Source organism: Streptomyces sp. ADMS, from assembly GCF_033441795.1.
GTDB lineage: Bacteria > Actinomycetota > Actinomycetes > Streptomycetales > Streptomycetaceae > Streptomyces.
In genome coordinates, this window is sequence record NZ_JAVFVX010000058.1 from 1 (window position 1) to 17,446 (window position 17,446).

Sequence of the window (17,446 nt, forward strand, 5' to 3'; positions counted from 1 at the left end):
TTGGCGAAGCGGGAGAGGAAGGTGGCCTCCTCCATCGCCGTGTCGCCGCCGCCGATCACGGCGATGTCCTGGTCCTTGAAGAAGAAGCCGTCGCACGTTGCACACCAGGAGACGCCGCGGCCGGACAGGGCGTCCTCGTTCGGCAGGCCGAGCTTGCGGTGCTGCGAGCCGGTGGCGATGATGACGGCTCTCGCCTTGTGCACGGTGCCCGCGGTGTCCGTCACGGTCTTGATGTCACCCGTCAGGTCGACGGCGATGATGTCGTCCGCGACGAGCTCTGCACCGAAGCGTTCGGACTGGGCGCGCATGTTGTCCATGAGCTCGGGGCCCATGATGCCGTCCTGGAAGCCGGGGAAGTTCTCCACCTCGGTGGTGTTCATGAGCGCACCGCCGGCGGTGACGGCCCCCTCGAAGACCAGCGGCTTCAGCGACGCGCGTGCGGTATAGAGCGCCGCCGTGTAGCCGGCGGGCCCTGAGCCGATGATGATCACGTTACGGACGTCGCTCACGGCGTGTTTCCTCGTTTCTGGACGGCTTCGTACGACTGGTGGGAGCCTCTCTCAGAACTCTCACCCCACCCAACGGATCCTACGGGGCCCGCATTCCCGCTGTGTCGGGGCACACAGGGGCGCCACTCGTGACGGGACACGACGGAGGGAGAAGCCGAAGCGCCCGCGCTCAGCGACGCGCGTAGGACTGCGTCAGCAGAACTTTTCCCGGGGCTGACCGCTGCTTCGTGCAAGCCGAGTCGACGACGTAGGCGGTGACTTGGGTGATGTCGCCCGCTGCGGGCAGCACCACTAGGTACGCGTCCGTGCCGTCATAGGTGCCTTGTTTGATGCCAAGGACTGACGTGTCGGTGCGGCCGATGCCCTTGATGATGCACTCGGGGATCGAGGTCGGCTGGATCAGTAGCTCCCTGCGGTCGCCGAACGCCGACTTACTGGGATTGACTTGCACGCCGACCGACGGCTCAACGCTTTCAGGGCTCTTCTCGACGTTCTGGCCCTTGAGGAGTTCCGCGACCTGACTCTCGACCTTCTGCCCTGAGAACATGCTCGCGGCTTCGGACTGTTTGGTGTCGTCGCCCAGCGACGACACCAGCACAGAGCCGAGCCCCAGGGCGGCAGCGGTGAATACGGTGCTCAAGACGATGGTTCGGCGCCGACTGCGTCGTGCGCTGCCCCTGCGTCCCGGCCCGGTAGCCGCCTGAGCGCTCCCGGTGGGACGGTCCGTGGGCCGGTCGGCGGGAGTCGATGTTTCACGTGAAACATGCGCGTCGACAGGAGGAGCCGTGGCATTCAACGGAGCCTCGGCGGCGAGTGCGGCTTCGAGACGGGTGGCGATGTCGGCGGGCATGCGCACAGGGCTCGGCATCGCACCTAGGAGGCCGCGGATCTCCTCCAGCGAGGCGTATACGTCGGCGCAGAGGACACACCCGTCCAGATGCCGCTGTACGTCTGTGGTCCGCGAGGGTGTGAGAAGGCCTTCAGTGAGGTCGGAGATCTCCGAGACGTCCGGGTGTCCGGCCATGTCGGTCGTGGATGTCACGCTCGCCCACCTCCGCCCTTCACAGCAGCTGAATCGCTTGGCCCTGCATCCGTTGGTCCCGCTGCGGGTGGGACGGATGTCCCCTGCGCCCGGTTCCGTCCGTCACCCGGTTCCTTTCCGCCACCGGCGGTGTCCGGCCGCAGATGGGTGAGCAACGGCAACAGTCTGGCTCTGCCTCGGGCACAGCGGCTCTTCACGGTCCCAGTAGGCACGTCGAGGACACGGGCTGCCTCCGCGACCGGGTAGCCCTGCATGTCCACGAGGACGAGGGCCGCGCGCTGGTCGGGTGGCAGGGTGCCGAGCGCCTCGATGAGCTGGCGGTGCAGATCATTGCGCTCGGCAGGGGCCGACGCAGACTCGTGCGGTTCGAGCAGTTGCTCCAGCCGTTCGTTGTCGTCGACCGGTGACGTCTTGCGGGAAGCCGCTTTGCGGACGCGGTCCAGGCAGGCGTTCACGGTGATGCGGTGCAGCCAGGTCGTGACGGCCGACTGGCCCCGGAAAGTGTGGGCGGCCCGGTAGGCGGAGACCAGGGCGTCCTGGACGGCGTCAGCGGCCTCCTCGCGGTCCCCCAGCGTCCGCAGGGCCACCGCCCAGAGGCGGTCCCGATGCCGGCGCACGATCTCACCGAAGGCGTCGGGGTCGCCGTCGACATGGCGGGCGAGAAGGTCCTGGTCGCTTGTGTCACCGTATGCGCTGCCATCTGCCATCGGACCTCCCTCCCCTCCCCTCCCCTTCACTTCTCAGCTACTCACCTTGACGTCCACGATCCTGCCGCGGAACTTGCCGTCGTCGACCTGCTTAGGCAGATCGGTCAGCCAGACCAGAAGATAGCGAGACTTGAGGGACTCGCCGGGCTTGAGTGTCACACTCGCGCCGGAGCCTTCGGCCACCTTGTTGTAACCGTCGAGGGACGTTGGCTCCGTACCGGCGTCTCCCGAGGCAGCGCGTAGTTCGACGGAGGTGTCGCCGACGAAGGTGACGGTCACTGTTCCGACCTGCTGGACCTTGCCGAGGTCGAGGACGACGCCAACGCCCGACTTCAACCGTCCGAAGTCGGAACTTGTGTAGAAGCTCGTCTGCCAGTACGTGCCCGCAGCGGTGTCGTGAATCTTGTCTATCTCGTCCGGGTTCTCGGACCCGTCCGAGCCGAGCGGGTCGAAGTCACGGGCACCTTCGATAGCGATCGGCTCGCTGACAGGTTTCGCCGGACTCTTGTCTCCACCGTCCGTTGTCTGCGTCTGGTCGGTGTCCTCGGACTTGTTGCCCTGGTCCATGAGCGCGTCTGCGAGCTGCCAGCTGCCGAGGCCAAGGGCAGCGATCAGGAGGGCGGAGACGGCCAGCTTGAGCGCCTTGCCGGTACGGCTCTGCAGCGGAGGCGGCGGGGTGGGCAGGGGCTGCGAGAGGCCCGGGCGGGGCGCCTGGCGGCCATACGAGCCCTGTTGGTACGTCGTGCGCTGGTACTCGGGCGGGGCCGTGAACGCCGGCTCCGGTGGGCGGATACGCGGCATCTCGCCGATCGCCTTGACCAGTTCCTCGGGTGTCGTGCACGCGGACTCGTGCCGTGAGGCGGTGGCGCCGTCGTTGACGAGTGCGCGCATCGCGAGCTCCGACAGGCCGCGGTGAACTCCGGCCCGCACCTGGTCGGGCGCGATGAGACCGACGCCCTTGGGCAGCCCCGACAGGCCGTACGCGTCGTTCTCGTAAGGCCAGCGCTGGGTGAGGGCGGCGTACAGCAGAGCGCCGATCGCCTCCGTGTCGGAGCGTTGCGGGGTGTCGGAAGTGATGCCGCGCAGCGCGGCGTTGACCGCGAGGCCCCGCACGCGCCACTGGCCGGACGAACTCCGCAGAATGGTGCCCGGGGTCAGGCGCAGATGCGCGAGGCCCTCCCGGTGGGCGGCCGCCATGGCGGAGGCGATCTGGCTGACCATCTGGTACGCGTCGTGCGCCTCCAGCGGACCGGCGGCCAGGAGCGCGGTCAGCTCCGTGGCGTCGGGCAGCCACTCGTGGACGACGTACACGAGGTCGTTCTCCTCGACGGCGTCGAGGACCTGCACGAAGCGAGGGTCGCCGAGCAGCGCCGAGGAGCGGGCCGCGGCCAGCACGGAACGCGCCCGTGAGTGGTCCGCGGGCAGGATGTGCACGCCGACGGCGCGACGTAGTTTCTCGTCGACCGCGCGCCAGCTGCTGAATCCGTCCAGACGGGTGACGCACTCTTCCAGGCGGTAGCGCCTGGCGAGTTTGTGGCCGCTGTGCAGTTCGGGCGGTGAGGCCTTTCCGGGACTCTTGGTCCCGCCGCTCCCCTGTGCCTCGTCGTTGTCCGTGTCCCGCTCCCGGTTCTGGGCCACGCCGTCAGCCGTGGACTCGTCCGCCTGCGCGGTCAGCGGCTCGTCGCCGCTGTTGTCTGCCACGTCGACAGCAGCCGTGCTCCGTTCCGCCACCGTCGCTCCTGCCTCCCCATCCGTTGCGAGTTCTCCGACGCCAAACCCAATTGTGCCCACAGTCCGCCGCTGTGCACGACACGCGGTGGCGGCGGATGGTTGTGCGCTTGCCCTCGACTTACCGTCCCAGTCGCCCGCGCACCATACCCACCAGCGAGTTGAGTTCTTCAATACGCATACGGCGGGCGGCGACGTAGAAAACGACGAGCAGGATGGCACCCCCGCCGAGCAGGGCGGCGAACGAGCCGCCGACGCCCTGGCCCACAGTGTGTCCGATGCCGTAGCAGGCCGCTCCGCTGAGCAGCGCCGCCGGTACCGATGCGATGCCCAGCCGCGCGTACGTGCGCAGGACGCGGGTACCGTCGAGGTCGCCGCCCAGCCGCTTGCGCAGCCGGTTCCAGGCGACGCCGACACCGATCGCGTACGCGAGGCCGTACGAGGCGGCCATGCCGACCACCGCCCAGCGGGCAGGCAGCACGAAGAAGCAGAGGGCGGAGGCCGTCGCGTTGACGGCGGCCACGATCACCGTGTTGTAGAAGGGCGTGCGGGTGTCTTCGTACGCGTAGAAGGCGCGGAGGACGACGTACTGCACGGAGTAGGGGATCAGGCCGAGGGCGAAGGCCATCAGCATGAAGCCCATGTTGGTGGCCTCCGTGGTACCGGAGGAGCCGAAGATCAGGGTGCACATCGGGATGCCGAGGGCCACGAAGCCGAAGGCGATGGGCACGATCGCGACGGCGGTGGTGCGCAGGCCCTGGGAGATGTCGTCGCGGACCGCGCCGGCGTCGCCCTCGTGGGCGGAGCGGGCCAGCCTCGGCAGCAGGGCGGCCATCAGGGAGACCGTGATGATGGCCTGGGGCAGGCCCCAGATGAGCTGGGCGTTGGCGTAGGCGGCGAAGCCTGTGCCGTCGACCGGCGAGTCCTTGCCCGCGGCGGTGGACAGCTGGGAGACGACGATCGCGCCGGCCTGGTTGGCGAGTACGAAGAGGAACGTCCACTTGGCGAGGGTCGCGGCCTTGCCGAGGCCGTGACCCTTCCAGTCGAAGCGCAGGCGCGGCCGGAAGCCCGTTTCACGCAGGTACGGGATCATCGCCAGAGCCTGGACGACGAGGCCGAGCAGGATGCCGATGCCGAGGAGCCGCTGTCCTTCCGGCGGGATGGTCGTGACCTTCATGCCGGAGTCCGCGGCTGTGCCGTAGACCCAGATGAACATGCCCAGCGTCACGATGATGACGATGTTGTTCAGGACCGGGGTCCACATCATCGCGCCGAACTTCCCGCGTGCGTTGAGGATCTGTCCCATCACCACGTGGACGCCCATGAAGAAGATCGAGGGCAGGAAGTAGCGGACGAAGGTGACGGCGACTTCGTTGGCTGCCGGGTCGTCGGCGACGGGGGCGGACAACAGGCGGATCAGAACGGGAGCGCCGACGAGCGCGAGCACGGTCAGCGCGCCGAGTGCCACCACGACCAGGGTGAGCAGCCGGTTGGCGTAGGACTCGCCTCCGTCCTCGTCCTCCTTCATCGCGCGTACGAGTTGGGGCACGAAGACGGAGTTGAGACCGCCGCCGACGGTCAGGATGTAGATCATCGTCGGCAGCTGGTAGGCGACCTGGAAGGTGTCGCCCAGCAGGCCGACGCCCAGCGCCGACACGATGAGTGCCGAGCGGATGAAGCCGGTGAGGCGGGAGACCATCGTGCCCGCCGCCATGACGGCGCTCGACTTCAGCAGGCCCGAGGCACGACCGCCCCCTTTCTTGGGAGCCGCCGGTGCCGCGGCGGGGGCGGCTGTCGGGGTGAGCTGCATCGTGGCGTCGGACGCCGGGACCTGGGCCTGCGGGACGGGAACCTGGCCCGGGGAGGGCGACGGGGACGGGCCGGGGACGACCGGAGGTTCCCCCGGCGCCTGTCCGCCGCCCTGCTGCTGGTCCCGGAAGAGGTGAGCGAAGGCGTCCGGCTCGTGGCGTTGTTCCCCGGCCTGGGAGACCAGGGCGTCGACGCCCACGTACTGGGTGGTGCGGGGATCATCTCCGTACGGCAGGTACTGCGTGGCTCCGTCCGGCTCGGGGGCCGGGGTCTGGGCCCACACCTGCGGGTCGGGGGCGTACGGCGACTTGGCGGGCTGTCCGTAGAGCGGCGGCTGCGGCTGATACGTCCCGGGGGGCGGCGGGGGGTGCGCGGCGCGGTCGTAGAGCGCCTCGGCCACCGGGTCCTGGGCGGAGAGGTCCTGCGCCCGGTACGGGTCCTGGGTGTAGGCGTCCTGGAGGTACAGGTCCGCGGGGGGCTGCGCCGGCACCTGGCCGTGCCCGGGCGGCGGGCCCTCGGGACAGTCCGAGTTGCCCGCGCCCTGATCGCGGTCACCGTCGTACGGCGCGTTCATGGTTTACCCCACCTCATCGTCCACCGGCCGACCGGCCACGACATCGCTCAACGGTCCACTCTCTCACCCGTCCCGGACGGGTCATTGCTTTCCGGTGCGGTGTCCGGCGTCGGGTCACTCGGCTGCTCCGGGGCGCCTGTCCGGAACGCGGGGTCCGACTCCCCCTGAGGACGGTGGTCGGGGCCGCCGTGGTTCTCCCCCGTGCCGTCGCTCTCGTCCGTGTCTCCGTCCTCGTGGCCGTTGCCGGACTCCTCGGACCGCCGCGCGGCCGCGCGCTTGCGCTGGGTGTACATGCGCAGGCCGGCGAGCACCAGCAGCAGGAAACCGCCGCCGATGACCAGCATCACCATGGCCGTGAACTCGGTGACCCTCACGTCGAAGGAAACAGCCGGTCCGTACTTCTGACCGTCCTTCGTGTACAGCTGGGCGATCACGGTCACCGGGCCGTTGGCGTTGGACGACGTGGTGAACTTCACCGACTGGCTGTGCCCGCCGGAGACCGCGACGGGCTGTTCCTGGTAGTCCTCGTCACCGATCTTGAGACGGGTCGGGTTCGTCGAAGTGACCCGCAGCACGAGGTCGTCCACAGGCTGGACGAGGTTGTTCTGGACGGTCACCGGGATCGTGGCGCTGCCCCCGGAGAGCTTTGTCTCGGACTTCTCGATCAGTTTGACCTGGTCGGTCAGTTCGTCGAGGTACGACTCCACGCCTCTGCGGAAGCTGTCCGCCGCGCTGGACCGGCCGCGCCACGACGTTGCCATCTCACGGTTGATGGCCCGCCCGAAGGGGGTCTCCACGCGGGTCTGGTCGGTAAGAATGACCTTGAAGTTGTCGAGCTTGTCCTGCGTGGTCGCGATCTGGGCGAAGGCTGACTGCGGCAACTGGTGCCTGCGCAGTGAGGCGGGGTACGAGGAGGCCGAGGGCACCTTGGTGGTGGCGCCCGGGTCCGGCTTGGTGTCGGCGGTCGCGGTGAGTTCCTGCCCCTGCGACCAGTTGGCGTTCTGGAGAGCGGTGATCGCCTCCGCCATCGTCTGGGCCTGGCTCGCGGACGGCATGCGCTGCGGGGCGACGACAACGGTGCGCTGCTTGTCGGTCTGGAGAGTGCCCGTCAGGCTCTGTGCGAGGAACTTCTGCACCGCGAGCGTGGATTTGGCGGCGATCGTCATGTCGCCCTGGAAGGCTGTGGACAGCCGCGTGTCGGCTACCACCGCCGTGGTCCCGCCGCCGATGGGGCGGGCCGCGGAGGGCGTGTACGGCAGGTCGCCGGTTTCCTTGAGGCTGTCGCTGCGCGCGATCACCTTGTCGGCGCCCGCCGACGTGGCGATCTTGACGATCGACGGGTCGATGGCGCCGTTCACCGGCCAGGCGAAGTCGGTGCTCGGGGTGACGTGGAGGATCGTCTCCACAGTTCGGGCGGCGACGTCCGTGGCGCTCTTGAGGTGGCTCAGGGTTCCGGTGACGTTCTTGCCGTTGTGCGCGATGGAAGCGAGGTCGGGGTCGGCGAACGGGAGGGCGACGATTTCTTTGCCCTCGACCGCGTCCTGGAGTTCGGCGAGCCACTGCTTGGCGACAGCCTGCCCGGTGCCGGGAGTGCTGGTGCCGTCGGAGCCCTGGACGCCGTAGCTGTCGATCATGGCGTCGACGGAGGCCAGCAGGTCGGGGTCGATCACCCAGGTGACGTCGAGGTCCTTGCCCAGGGACAGGATCTGCTGCAGACGTCCGCCCGGGGCGATCTCCGAGGCGAGGTCGTCGTTGAGGAAGACCGGCGTCTGCTGCTCGCCCGGGCCGGTCTCGGCCGTCATGCGGACCGTGGAGATCAGCGGCCACAGATATGTCGTCCGCGTCCGCGTGTCCGCCTCCTCGGGCTGCCACGGCAAAAACGTCCGCTGGATTCCCAGCACCTGCTCGTACGGTTCCGCGGAGGTCTCGCCCGACAGTGAGACGCCGATCTGGTAGACGCCGTCCTGGCCGAGGTCCAGCTTGTCGACCGGTACGGAGATCATGAACGGCTGGGCAACGCCCGGTGTGAGCTTCGAGAACTTCTCGACGTACTGGCCGCCGACCTCCGTCCCGTCAGCGCCTGGTGCGTAGTCGGTGCGCGCGGCGACGTCGTCGATCCCCGAGCGGGTGGTCAGCAGTTGCCCCACGCGCAGGTCCACATGAGCGTCCGTGACCGCCCGCTTGCCCTTGTTGGTCACCGTGCCGGACACCGTCAGCGTGTCCCCGTCCGTGGGGGCGCTCGGGGTGAGCGAGTTGACGGAGACGACCACCGGGTCCGACCCGGCGGCGTACGCGGGCTGTCCGGCGGGTAGTTGGAGCAGACCGGCCAGCAGGGGTGCCCCCGTGAGCAGCACTCCGGCTCGCCGGAACCACCGGCGTGCGGGAGGGGGGGTCAGCCCCGGGAAGTCTGCCGCCTCGGCCACGCGTTCGCCCGTCCCTAGTCGTCAGTGGTCGTCGAAATGTGCGTCCACGCATGGTAACGATGCGCGCTGAGGGGAAGTGCCGCGGACTGCTCCACAAGATCGTGGAACACGGTCCGACTGTCCTCTATGTGTGTATATTGACGGAGGAGTCCCCGGCGGCGCGCGTGGACGTTTTATGGAGGAGCGGGCCGTCGCCCGCGCCACGTACCCTTTTCTGTTGTGCCGAACGCCAACGAAGACAATTCCAGTGCCCTGAGCCAGGTGCAGCACCGCGCGGTGAGTGAGCTGCTGCGGGTGGCCCCGGTGGCCGACGATCTTGCCCGCCGCTTCCAGGAGGCCGGGTTCTCCCTCGCCCTGGTCGGCGGTTCTGTCCGGGACGCGCTGCTGGGCCGGCTCGGCAACGACCTGGACTTCACGACCGATGCCCGACCCGAGGACGTTCTGAAGATCGTCCGACCCTGGGCGGACGCCGTGTGGGAGGTCGGGATCGCCTTCGGCACGGTGGGGGCGCAGAAGGACGCCCGCGTCGGAGACGCTGATCGACGCTTTCAGATCGAGGTGACGACCTACCGGTCGGAGGCGTACGACCAGACTTCGCGCAAGCCCGATGTGTCGTACGGCGACTCCATCGAGGAGGACCTCGTCCGGCGTGACTTCACGGTGAACGCGATGGCCGTTGCGCTCCCGGAGAAGGTGTTCATCGACCCGCACGGCGGACGGGAGGACCTGGCAAAGCGGGTGCTGCGCACTCCGGGCACGCCTGAGGAGTCCTTCTCGGACGACCCGCTGCGAATGATGCGGGCCGCGCGGTTCGCTGCCCAGCTCGACTTCGAGGTGGCCCCCGAGGTCGTCGCCGCCATGACCGAGATGGCCGGGCGCATCGAGATCGTCTCGGCCGAGCGGGTACGGGACGAGCTGAACAAGCTGATCCTGTCCGCGCACCCGCGTAAGGGCCTGACGCTGCTGGTGGACGCCGGCCTGGCCGACCGCGTACTGCCCGAGCTGCCGACCCTGCGTCTGGAGCGCGACGAGCACCACCGGCACAAGGACGTCTATGAGCACACACTGATCGTCCTGGAGCAGGCGATCGAGCTGGAGCAGGACGGTCCCGACCTCGTTCTCCGGCTCGCCGCGCTGCTGCACGACATCGGCAAGCCGCGTACCCGCCGCTTCGAAGAGGACGGGCGGGTCTCGTTCCACCACCACGAGGTGGTCGGGGCGAAGATGACCAAGAAGCGGATGACGGCGCTCAAGTACTCCAACGAGCTGGTGAAGGAGGTCTCACGTCTGGTTGAACTCCACCTGCGCTTCCATGGATACGGCACCGGCGAGTGGACGGATTCGGCGGTCCGGCGCTATGTCCGGGACGCGGGTCCGCTCCTCGGTCACCTCCACAAGCTGACCCGCTCGGACTGCACGACCCGCAACAAGCGCAGGGCCGCCGCGCTCTCCCGTGCGTACGACGGCCTGGAGGAGCGCATCGCTCAGCTTCAGGAGCAGGAGGAGCTGGACGCGATCCGTCCCGACCTCGACGGCAACGAGATCATGGAGATCCTGGGCGTCGGACCCGGCCCGGCGATCGGGCAGGCGTACAAGTTCCTGCTGGAACTGCGCCTGGAGAACGGGCCGATGGAACAGGAGGCTGCGGTGGCGGCGCTCAGGGAGTGGTGGGCCGACCAGGGCTGAAGCCGTGTAACGGCGTGATGTTTCACGTGAAACATCACGCCGTTACACACGGAGGGCGGTGTTTCACGTGAAACACCGCCCTCCGTGTGCGTGCTGTGTCCTGCTCAGACTTCCTTGAGGCAGAGCACGACGTCGTGGCTGCTGCCCTGCTGGTAGTAGGAGATCGTCGCCTCCGTGATGGCCTCGCACTTGCTGGCGTCGCTGGAGTTGTCGAACTTCTCGACGACCTTGTACTGAGCGTCGCTGGAGGTGCAGTCGACCTCGTTGAGGTCGGGGCTCGTGTTCGAACCATCGTTGTGCATGCAGGCGCCCACGGACGTTGTCTCGGCGTCACTCTGGCTGAAGTACCACTTGCCCAGGCCGATGGCTATCGCAATGGCGATGAACACGCCTATGCGCAGCAGCTTCTTGCTGAAGCGGTTGGTCGGCGCGGGCGGCGGGACCGGAGCTCCCTGGAGCGGGGCACCCTGGTGCGGCGGGTACGGCTGCTGGGGCACCGCCGACGGGACGGGTGCAGGGGTGGTCGGGTTCGGGTCCTGCGGCGGTGGAGTGGTCACTCGGGGGTCCCCCTTGGCTATGGGTGCGCTTGGTGCGAAGTAAGACGCACGTAAGTTACCGGGACCCACTGACAACTCTGTACTTCGGAGGGTCTCTGTGGCCTTCATGTGACACTTAGCGGCGTTCAAAGCGTGCCATAGCTCCAGCAATTGCCCCGTAGATAACGGCGATTGTGACCAAGAGAGGGACAGAGCGGCCGTCGGAGGGCAGCATCAGGGCCGCCACCCCGGCCGCGCCGACGAAAGCGACGTTGAACAGGACGTCGTAGACGGAGAAGATCCGGCCGCGGAAACCGTCGTCGACCGAGGACTGGACGATCGTGTCCGTGGCGATCTTCGAGCCCTGGGTGACGAGGCCCAGGACGAACGCGGCGATCAGCATGGGTAATGCGGTGAACGCCAGTCCGAGCCCGGGCACCAGGATCGCCGCCGCTCCGGCGCACGCCACGATCCAGCCGCCGGGCCCGAGTCGTCCGGCCGCCGCCGGTGTCATCACGGCCGCAACGAAGAAGCCCGCCCCGGAGATCCCCACGGCGAGACCCAGCAGGGCCAGCCCGTCGTCGGAGCCGTCCGACCAGGCGTACCGGCAGAGCATCAGCACCATGACCGTCAGGGCGCCGTAGCAGAACCGCATCAGCGTCATCGCGGCCAGCGACCAGGCCGCCTCCCGGCGCCCCGGCTCGGCCAGATGCCGTACGCCTGCCGCCAGGCCGCGCGCGGTGCCGGTGAGGGCTGCCGCCAGCCGGGGCTGCACCAACTCGGGGTCGGGTCCCAGCAGTTCCCGGTCGAGGCGCAGGGAGGCGAGCGACGAACAGAGGTACAGGGCCGCGCCCAGGAGGACCACCGCGGCGTCGGAGTCGGAGGCCGCCAGTCGCACGACGAAGGCGAGTCCGCCGCCCGCCGTGGCGGCGAGGGTGCCGGCTGTCGGGGAGAGCGAGTTGGCGATCACCAGACGGTCGTCGTCGACCACCCGCGGCAGGGACGCCGAGAGACCGGCAAGAACGAAACGGTTGACGGCGGTGACGCAGAGGGCGGAGATGTAGAAGAGCCAGTCGGGGACATGGCTCAGCATCAGGACGGCTGTCACGCACGCCAGCAGGGCGCGCAGCAGATTGCCGTACAGGAAGACCTGGCGGCGGCGCCAGCGGTCCAGGAGGACGCCCGCGAAAGGGCCGACCAGGGAGTACGGCAGAAGCAGAACCGCCATCGCGGAGGCGATGGCAGCCGGCGAGGTCTGCTTCTCCGGTGAGAAGACGACGTACGTGGCGAGTGCGACCTGAAAGACGCCGTCGGCGCCCTGCGAGAGCAGTCGCACGGCGAGCAGGCGCCGGAAGTTCCTCAGACGCAGAAGTACGCGCAGGTCACGCACGACAGCCATGGGGCACAGCCTCACATACGAGGAGGGTCCCCGGGCGGATGACCCGGGGACCCTCGACGGGCAGGAGCGACAAGCCTGTTGGGGCTTGACCGGCGCTGGACTCCTCTCAGCGCTCGACTTCGCCCTTGATGAACTTCTCGACGTTGTCCCGTGCCTCGTCGTCGAAGTACTGGACCGGCGGGGACTTCATGAAGTAGCTCGACGCGGAGAGGATCGGGCCACCGATGCCGCGGTCCTTGGCGATCTTCGCGGCGCGCACGGCATCGATGATGACGCCGGCGGAGTTCGGGGAGTCCCAGACCTCCAGCTTGTACTCCAGGTTCAGCGGAACGTCGCCGAACGCGCGGCCCTCCAGGCGGACGTACGCCCACTTGCGGTCGTCGAGCCAGGCCACGTAGTCCGACGGGCCGATGTGGACGTTGTCGGCGCCCAGTTCGCGGTCGCGGATCTGGGAGGTGACGGCCTGCGTCTTGGAGATCTTCTTGGACTCCAGGCGCTCACGCTCGAGCATGTTCTTGAAGTCCATGTTGCCGCCGACGTTCAGCTGCATCGTGCGGTCCAGAACCACGCCCCGGTCCTCGAACAGCTTCGCCATCACACGGTGCGTGATCGTGGCGCCGACCTGCGACTTGATGTCGTCGCCGACGATCGGGACGCCCGCCTCGGTGAACTTGTCCGCCCACTCCTTGGTGCCGGCGATGAAGACCGGGAGGGCGTTGACGAAGGCGACCTTGGCGTCGATGGCGCACTGGGCGTAGAACTTCGCCGCGGCCTCGGAGCCCACGGGGAGGTAGCAGACAAGAACGTCGACCTGCTTGTCCCTGAGGACCTGGACGATGTCGACCGGGTCCTGGTCGGACTCCTCGATGGTCTCGCGGTAGTACTTGCCGAGCCCGTCGAGGGTGTGGCCGCGCTGGACCGTCACACCCGTGGAGGGGACGTCGCAGATCTTGATGGTGTTGTTCTCGGAGGCGCCGATGGCGTCCGCGAGGTCGAGCCCGACCTTCTTCGCATCGACGTCGAACGCGGCTACGAACTCCACGTCACGGACGTGGTACTCCCCGAACTGCACATGCATGAGGCCCGGGACCCTGGACGCCGGATCGGCGTCCTTGTAGTACTCGACTCCCTGTACCAGCGACGCGGCGCAGTTGCCCACGCCGACCACGGCTACGCGAACCGAACCCATTCGGCTGCTCCCTGTGTGTAAGAGTGAGGACCTGAGCGGCCCTCACGTGGCGGTGTCGTCGGACGGACCGGTCCGGGAGTCGTCCTCCCGGGACCGGGGCAGGCCGCCCGACGCTCCAGATGTGGTGTCCTGCGAGTCGGGTTCCCCGGAAACGGCACCTTTGAGGTCCCGCCCGGCCCGCTCGCTCTCGATGAGCTCGTTCAGCCAGCGCACTTCGCGCTCCACGGACTCCATTCCGTGGCGCTGGAGCTCAAGGGTGTAGTCGTCGAGGCGCTCCCGTGTACGCGCCAGAGAGGCGCGCATCTTCTCCAGACGCTCCTCCAGCCGGCCGCGGCGGCCCTCGAGCACGCGCATGCGTACATCGCGGGACGTCTGCCCGAAGAAGGCGAAACGAGCGGCGAAGTGCTCGTCCTCGTACGCGTCCGGGCCCGTCTGTGAGAGCAGTTCCTCGAAGTGCTCCTTACCTTCCGCCGTCAACCGATAGACGATCTTGGCGCGGCGCCCCGTGAGCGGCGCGGCGAGCGCGTCCTCGGGCGTACTCCCGGACTCCTCGATCAACCAGCCGCTCGCGACCAGCGTCTTGAGGCAGGGGTACAGCGTGCCGTAGCTGAAGGCGCGGAACACACCCAGTGACGTATTGAGTCGTTTGCGCAGCTCATAGCCGTGCATCGGGGACTCGCGGAGCAGGCCGAGGACGGCGAACTCGAGAATTCCGGCACGCCGGCTCATCGTCGCCTCCTTTCTCCCACGGTCCCACCGTGACGGTCTCCGGCACTGTTTATGCCGAGCTGATGTATCGACTCGATACATCTAGACGATAGATCGGCTCTGCGGATGCGACAAGAGGAGAGGTCGTGAAGGGGATCACATCACCGATTCGTAGAAAGCAAGTTGCCTGATTTGGGGTGAACTTCGGGCCTAGGCGGGTTTTGACGGTGCGTAGTCTGTGCGCCATGCAGTCCACCGGGAACCGAGTGACGTTTGGGGACGTCGTAGTGCTTGGTGCGGTACGGGTGAATGCGAACACGGCCGCATCCGTACTTTGGGGGGACCGGAATCCAGCCGCCGTTTCCAGGCGCGCGGGTGCGCCTGCCCAAGGAGTAGTCGTTCGATGAGCGAGCACCGTCGCAAACCGCCGCAGCCGCAGGGAGGCGGACGTGCCGCGCCCCGACGCGGCCAGTCCGGCTCGTCCTCCGGCCGCCGTGCGGCACCGCGAGGCGCCACCGAGTCTCCTTCCGACTCCTACGGATCGGGTTCCTACGGGTTGGGTCCCTATGGAGCGGAAGGCGAAGAGCGCCAGGCCGGAGGCCGCGCCGAAGCCCGGCGCGCCTCCCAGAGAAGTACTGGTGGACGTCGCAGAGGGGCCGAGGGCGGCGGACGCCGCGGCGGTCCCAGCGGCCCGAACGGGCCCGGGCGCGGCAGAGGCCGTGCGGCCGGCCCCCCTCCCGAGAAGCGCTTCATCGACTATCCACGCGCGGGCAAGTACGGAGCGGCGCGCTGGATGCCGTCGTGGCGGCAGGTGACGGGACTGTTCATCGGCTTCGTCGGCAGCCTGGTGGCGGTGGCCGGCATCGGCTACGCCTTGGTGGGCGTGCCGGATGTCGCGAAGGCCGCCAATGCCCAGAACAACGTCTACTACTGGGCCGACGGCAGCCAGATGGTGGCGACCGGTGGTGAGACGAACCGCCAGATCATCGGCTACGAGAAGATCCCGGCATCGATGCGGTACGCCGTGATGTCGGCCGAGAACAAGACGTTCGAGACCGACAGCGGTATCGACCCGATGGGCATTGCCCGAGCCCTGTTCAACATGGCCAAGGGCGGTCAGACACAGGGTGGTTCGACGATCACCCAGCAGTACGTGAAGAACGCCCGCCTGGACGACCAGTCGCAGACGCTCACGCGGAAGTTCAAGGAGCTGTTCATCTCCATCAAGGTCGGCACGAACGTCAAGAAGGAGGAGATCATGGCCGGTTACCTGAACACCGCCTACTACGGCCGTGACTCCTACGGACTCCAGGCGGCTGCCCGTGCGTACTTCAACAAGGACGCCGAGGACCTGACCCCCAGCGAGTGCGCCTTCCTGGCCGCGGTGCTGAAGGGCGCCACGTACTACGACCCGGCCGGCAACGTGGCTGTCGACTCCGTGAACGCCACCCGAGAAGCCAACACCAAGCGGGCCGTGGAGCGGTGGACGTGGATCCTCGACGAGGAGGTCAAGGACGGGCGCATGACGGCGGCCGAGCGAGCCAAGATCACGGCCTTCCCGAAAATCCAGAACCCGCGTTCCAACACCGCGCTGAGCGGCCAGATCGGCTACCTCGTCGACCTCGCCAAGGGCTACCTCATCAACAACACCGACAAGACCGGGATCACCGCCGACCAACTGCAGCAGGGCGGCTACTCGGTCTACACGACCTTCGACAAGAAGAAGGTCGCGGCGTTGGAGAAGGCGGTCACGAAGGTTCAGAAGGCGAACATCAAGCCCGACGAGCGCCCGGAGACCGACAGGTACGTCCAGTTCGGTGGCGCTTCCGTCGACCCGACGACGGGTGCGATCAAGGCCATCTACGGCGGTGAGGACGCGACCAAGCACTTCACGAACAACGCCGACACGACGGGCGCCCAGGTGGGTTCGACGTTCAAGGCGTACGTACTCGCCGCCGCGATGAAGTGGGGCGTCCGGGATCCGGAGCTGGGGCCGACGCAGGCACAGGACGAGCGGACCCAGGTCTCTCCGGAGAGCATCTACAGCGGCAAGAACAAGCTCAAGATCGAGAACTACGACAACACGATCTGGAAGGACAAGGACGACAAGGAGTGGCTGCAGCGCAACGACGGCGACGAGTCGTACAACGCGCCCAGCTTCCGCATCGACCTGCGTGAGGCGATGCGGGTCTCCTCCAACTCCGCCTACGTCCAGCTCGGTATGGACGTTGGCCTGGACAAGGTCCGGGAGTCCGCCACCGATGCGGGCCTCCTCGACAGCAGCCTGGCCAGCGCCAACTTCCCGTCGTTCTCGCTCGGTACCTCGGACCCGAGTGCGATCCGAGTGGCCGGCAGTTACGCGACCTTCGCGGCGAGCGGCAAGCAGAACAACCCGTACTCGGTCGAGAAGGTCACCAGCAAGGACGGCACGGTCTTCGATCACAGGAAGATCGCCAAGGCGAAGCAGGCGTTCACTGCCCAGGTCGCCGACAACGTCACCAACGTCCTCAAGACCGTGGTCGACGACGGAACAGGTACGGCGGCCCAGCTGACCGGCCGTGAGGTGGCCGGCAAGACAGGTACCACCGACGGCAACAAGTCGGCCTGGTTCGTCGGCTACACCCCGCAACTGTCCACGGCGATCAGCATGTTCCGGATGGACGACGACGAGACCAACAAGAACCGCGAGTTCCTGGAGATGTACGGTACGGGCGGCCAGGAGAAGATCCACGGCGCCTCGTTCCCGGCCGAGATCTGGCAGGACTACATGGAACAGGCGCTCAAGGGTGCGCCGGTGAAGAACTTCCCGACTCCGGAGCCCTATGGCGAGGTCGTCGACGAGGATCCCCTGCCGAGCCCGACTCCCACTGTCACCGAGACCGAGGAAGCGTCGCCGACACCGAGCCTGACACCCTCCGAGGAAGAGGTCGAGCCCTCTCCCTCGCCCTCACCGAGCGAAACCTGCGGCACCTTCGACGTCACGTGCGAAGACACCGGGGGGACCGACACGGGAGGCACGGACGGAGGCACTACGGACGGCGGAGTGACATCCAGTCCAACTCCCTCGGAGAGTGACGAGGAAACCAACGGCAACGCGAACGGCAACGGCAGCGGAGGCATCTTCGGCTGACCCAAC

At 67.8% G+C, this 17,446-nt stretch carries 12 protein-coding genes; 2 read left to right on the plus strand and 10 right to left on the minus strand.

Features of this window, described 5'->3' with window-relative positions; all coding sequences use genetic code 11:
- The 6 genes from RB628_RS24065 to RB628_RS24090 form a co-directional block, all read right to left on the minus strand.
- Positions 1 to 509, minus strand: a 509-nt coding sequence (locus tag RB628_RS24065) for an NAD(P)/FAD-dependent oxidoreductase (RefSeq protein ID WP_318322595.1), incomplete at its 3' end; no start/stop codon positions are given.
- Positions 510 to 678: 169 nt separating this feature from the next.
- A complete protein-coding gene (locus tag RB628_RS24070; protein WP_318322596.1) occupies positions 679 to 1,359 on the minus strand; it encodes a hypothetical protein in 681 nt (226 codons plus the stop codon).
- A 188-nt stretch (positions 1,360 to 1,547) separates the two neighbouring features.
- Complete coding sequence (gene sigM, locus RB628_RS24075) at positions 1,548 to 2,258, minus strand: RNA polymerase sigma factor SigM (RefSeq protein ID WP_318322597.1); 711 nt, start codon at positions 2,256 to 2,258, stop codon at positions 1,548 to 1,550.
- A gap of 33 nt (positions 2,259 to 2,291) precedes the next feature.
- Complete coding sequence (locus RB628_RS24080) at positions 2,292 to 3,989, minus strand: protein kinase family protein (RefSeq protein ID WP_318322598.1); 1,698 nt, start codon at positions 3,987 to 3,989, stop codon at positions 2,292 to 2,294.
- A 118-nt stretch (positions 3,990 to 4,107) separates the two neighbouring features.
- Positions 4,108 to 6,369, minus strand: a complete 2,262-nt coding sequence (murJ, locus tag RB628_RS24085; RefSeq protein ID WP_318322599.1) for a murein biosynthesis integral membrane protein MurJ — start codon at positions 6,367 to 6,369, stop codon at positions 4,108 to 4,110.
- A gap of 47 nt (positions 6,370 to 6,416) precedes the next feature.
- On the minus strand, positions 6,417 to 8,792 hold the full coding sequence (locus RB628_RS24090; RefSeq protein WP_318322600.1) for a DUF6049 family protein: 2,376 nt from the start codon (positions 8,790 to 8,792) through the stop codon (positions 6,417 to 6,419).
- Between the two features lie 219 nt (positions 8,793 to 9,011).
- Here RB628_RS24090 and RB628_RS24095 point away from each other — a divergent pair, with 219 nt between their 5' ends.
- A complete protein-coding gene (locus RB628_RS24095) occupies positions 9,012 to 10,478 on the plus strand; it encodes a CCA tRNA nucleotidyltransferase (RefSeq protein WP_318322601.1) in 1,467 nt (488 codons plus the stop codon).
- Positions 10,479 to 10,582: 104 nt separating this feature from the next.
- Here RB628_RS24095 and RB628_RS24100 read toward each other — a convergent pair whose 3' ends face one another.
- The 4 genes from RB628_RS24100 to RB628_RS24115 all read right to left on the minus strand — a co-directional run bounded on the left by RB628_RS24100 (position 10,583) and on the right by RB628_RS24115 (position 14,331).
- Entirely contained in the window at positions 10,583 to 11,035 is a 453-nt protein-coding gene (locus tag RB628_RS24100; protein ID WP_318322602.1) for a hypothetical protein, read from the minus strand.
- 115 nt (positions 11,036 to 11,150) lie between these two features.
- Positions 11,151 to 12,413 (minus strand): MFS transporter, encoded by a 1,263-nt coding sequence (locus RB628_RS24105; RefSeq protein WP_318322603.1) that lies wholly within the window; start codon positions 12,411 to 12,413, stop codon positions 11,151 to 11,153.
- Positions 12,414 to 12,519: 106 nt separating this feature from the next.
- Positions 12,520 to 13,602 (minus strand): inositol-3-phosphate synthase, encoded by a 1,083-nt coding sequence (locus RB628_RS24110; protein WP_318322604.1) that lies wholly within the window; start codon positions 13,600 to 13,602, stop codon positions 12,520 to 12,522.
- A 42-nt stretch (positions 13,603 to 13,644) separates the two neighbouring features.
- Entirely contained in the window at positions 13,645 to 14,331 is a 687-nt protein-coding gene (locus RB628_RS24115) for a PadR family transcriptional regulator (RefSeq protein WP_318322605.1), read from the minus strand.
- 382 nt (positions 14,332 to 14,713) lie between these two features.
- On the opposite strand from RB628_RS24115, the gene RB628_RS24120 reads away from it, so the two are divergent.
- Positions 14,714 to 17,440, plus strand: a complete 2,727-nt coding sequence (locus RB628_RS24120; protein WP_318322606.1) for a transglycosylase domain-containing protein — start codon at positions 14,714 to 14,716, stop codon at positions 17,438 to 17,440.
- Positions 17,441 to 17,446 lie beyond the last annotated feature (6 nt).

Coding starts and splice junctions, on each gene's coding strand:
- RB628_RS24070 (WP_318322596.1), bottom strand. CDS start 1,359: ATGCCCGCCGACATCGCCACCCGTCTCGAAGCCGCACTCGCCGCCGAG.
- sigM (WP_318322597.1), bottom strand. CDS start 2,258: ATGGCAGATGGCAGCGCATACGGTGACACAAGCGACCAGGACCTTCTC.
- murJ (WP_318322599.1), bottom strand. CDS start 6,369: ATGAACGCGCCGTACGACGGTGACCGCGATCAGGGCGCGGGCAACTCG.
- RB628_RS24105 (WP_318322603.1), bottom strand. CDS start 12,413: ATGGCTGTCGTGCGTGACCTGCGCGTACTTCTGCGTCTGAGGAACTTC.
- RB628_RS24110 (WP_318322604.1), bottom strand. CDS start 13,602: ATGGGTTCGGTTCGCGTAGCCGTGGTCGGCGTGGGCAACTGCGCCGCG.
- RB628_RS24115 (WP_318322605.1), bottom strand. CDS start 14,331: ATGAGCCGGCGTGCCGGAATTCTCGAGTTCGCCGTCCTCGGCCTGCTC.
- RB628_RS24120 (WP_318322606.1), top strand. CDS start 14,714: ATGAGCGAGCACCGTCGCAAACCGCCGCAGCCGCAGGGAGGCGGACGT.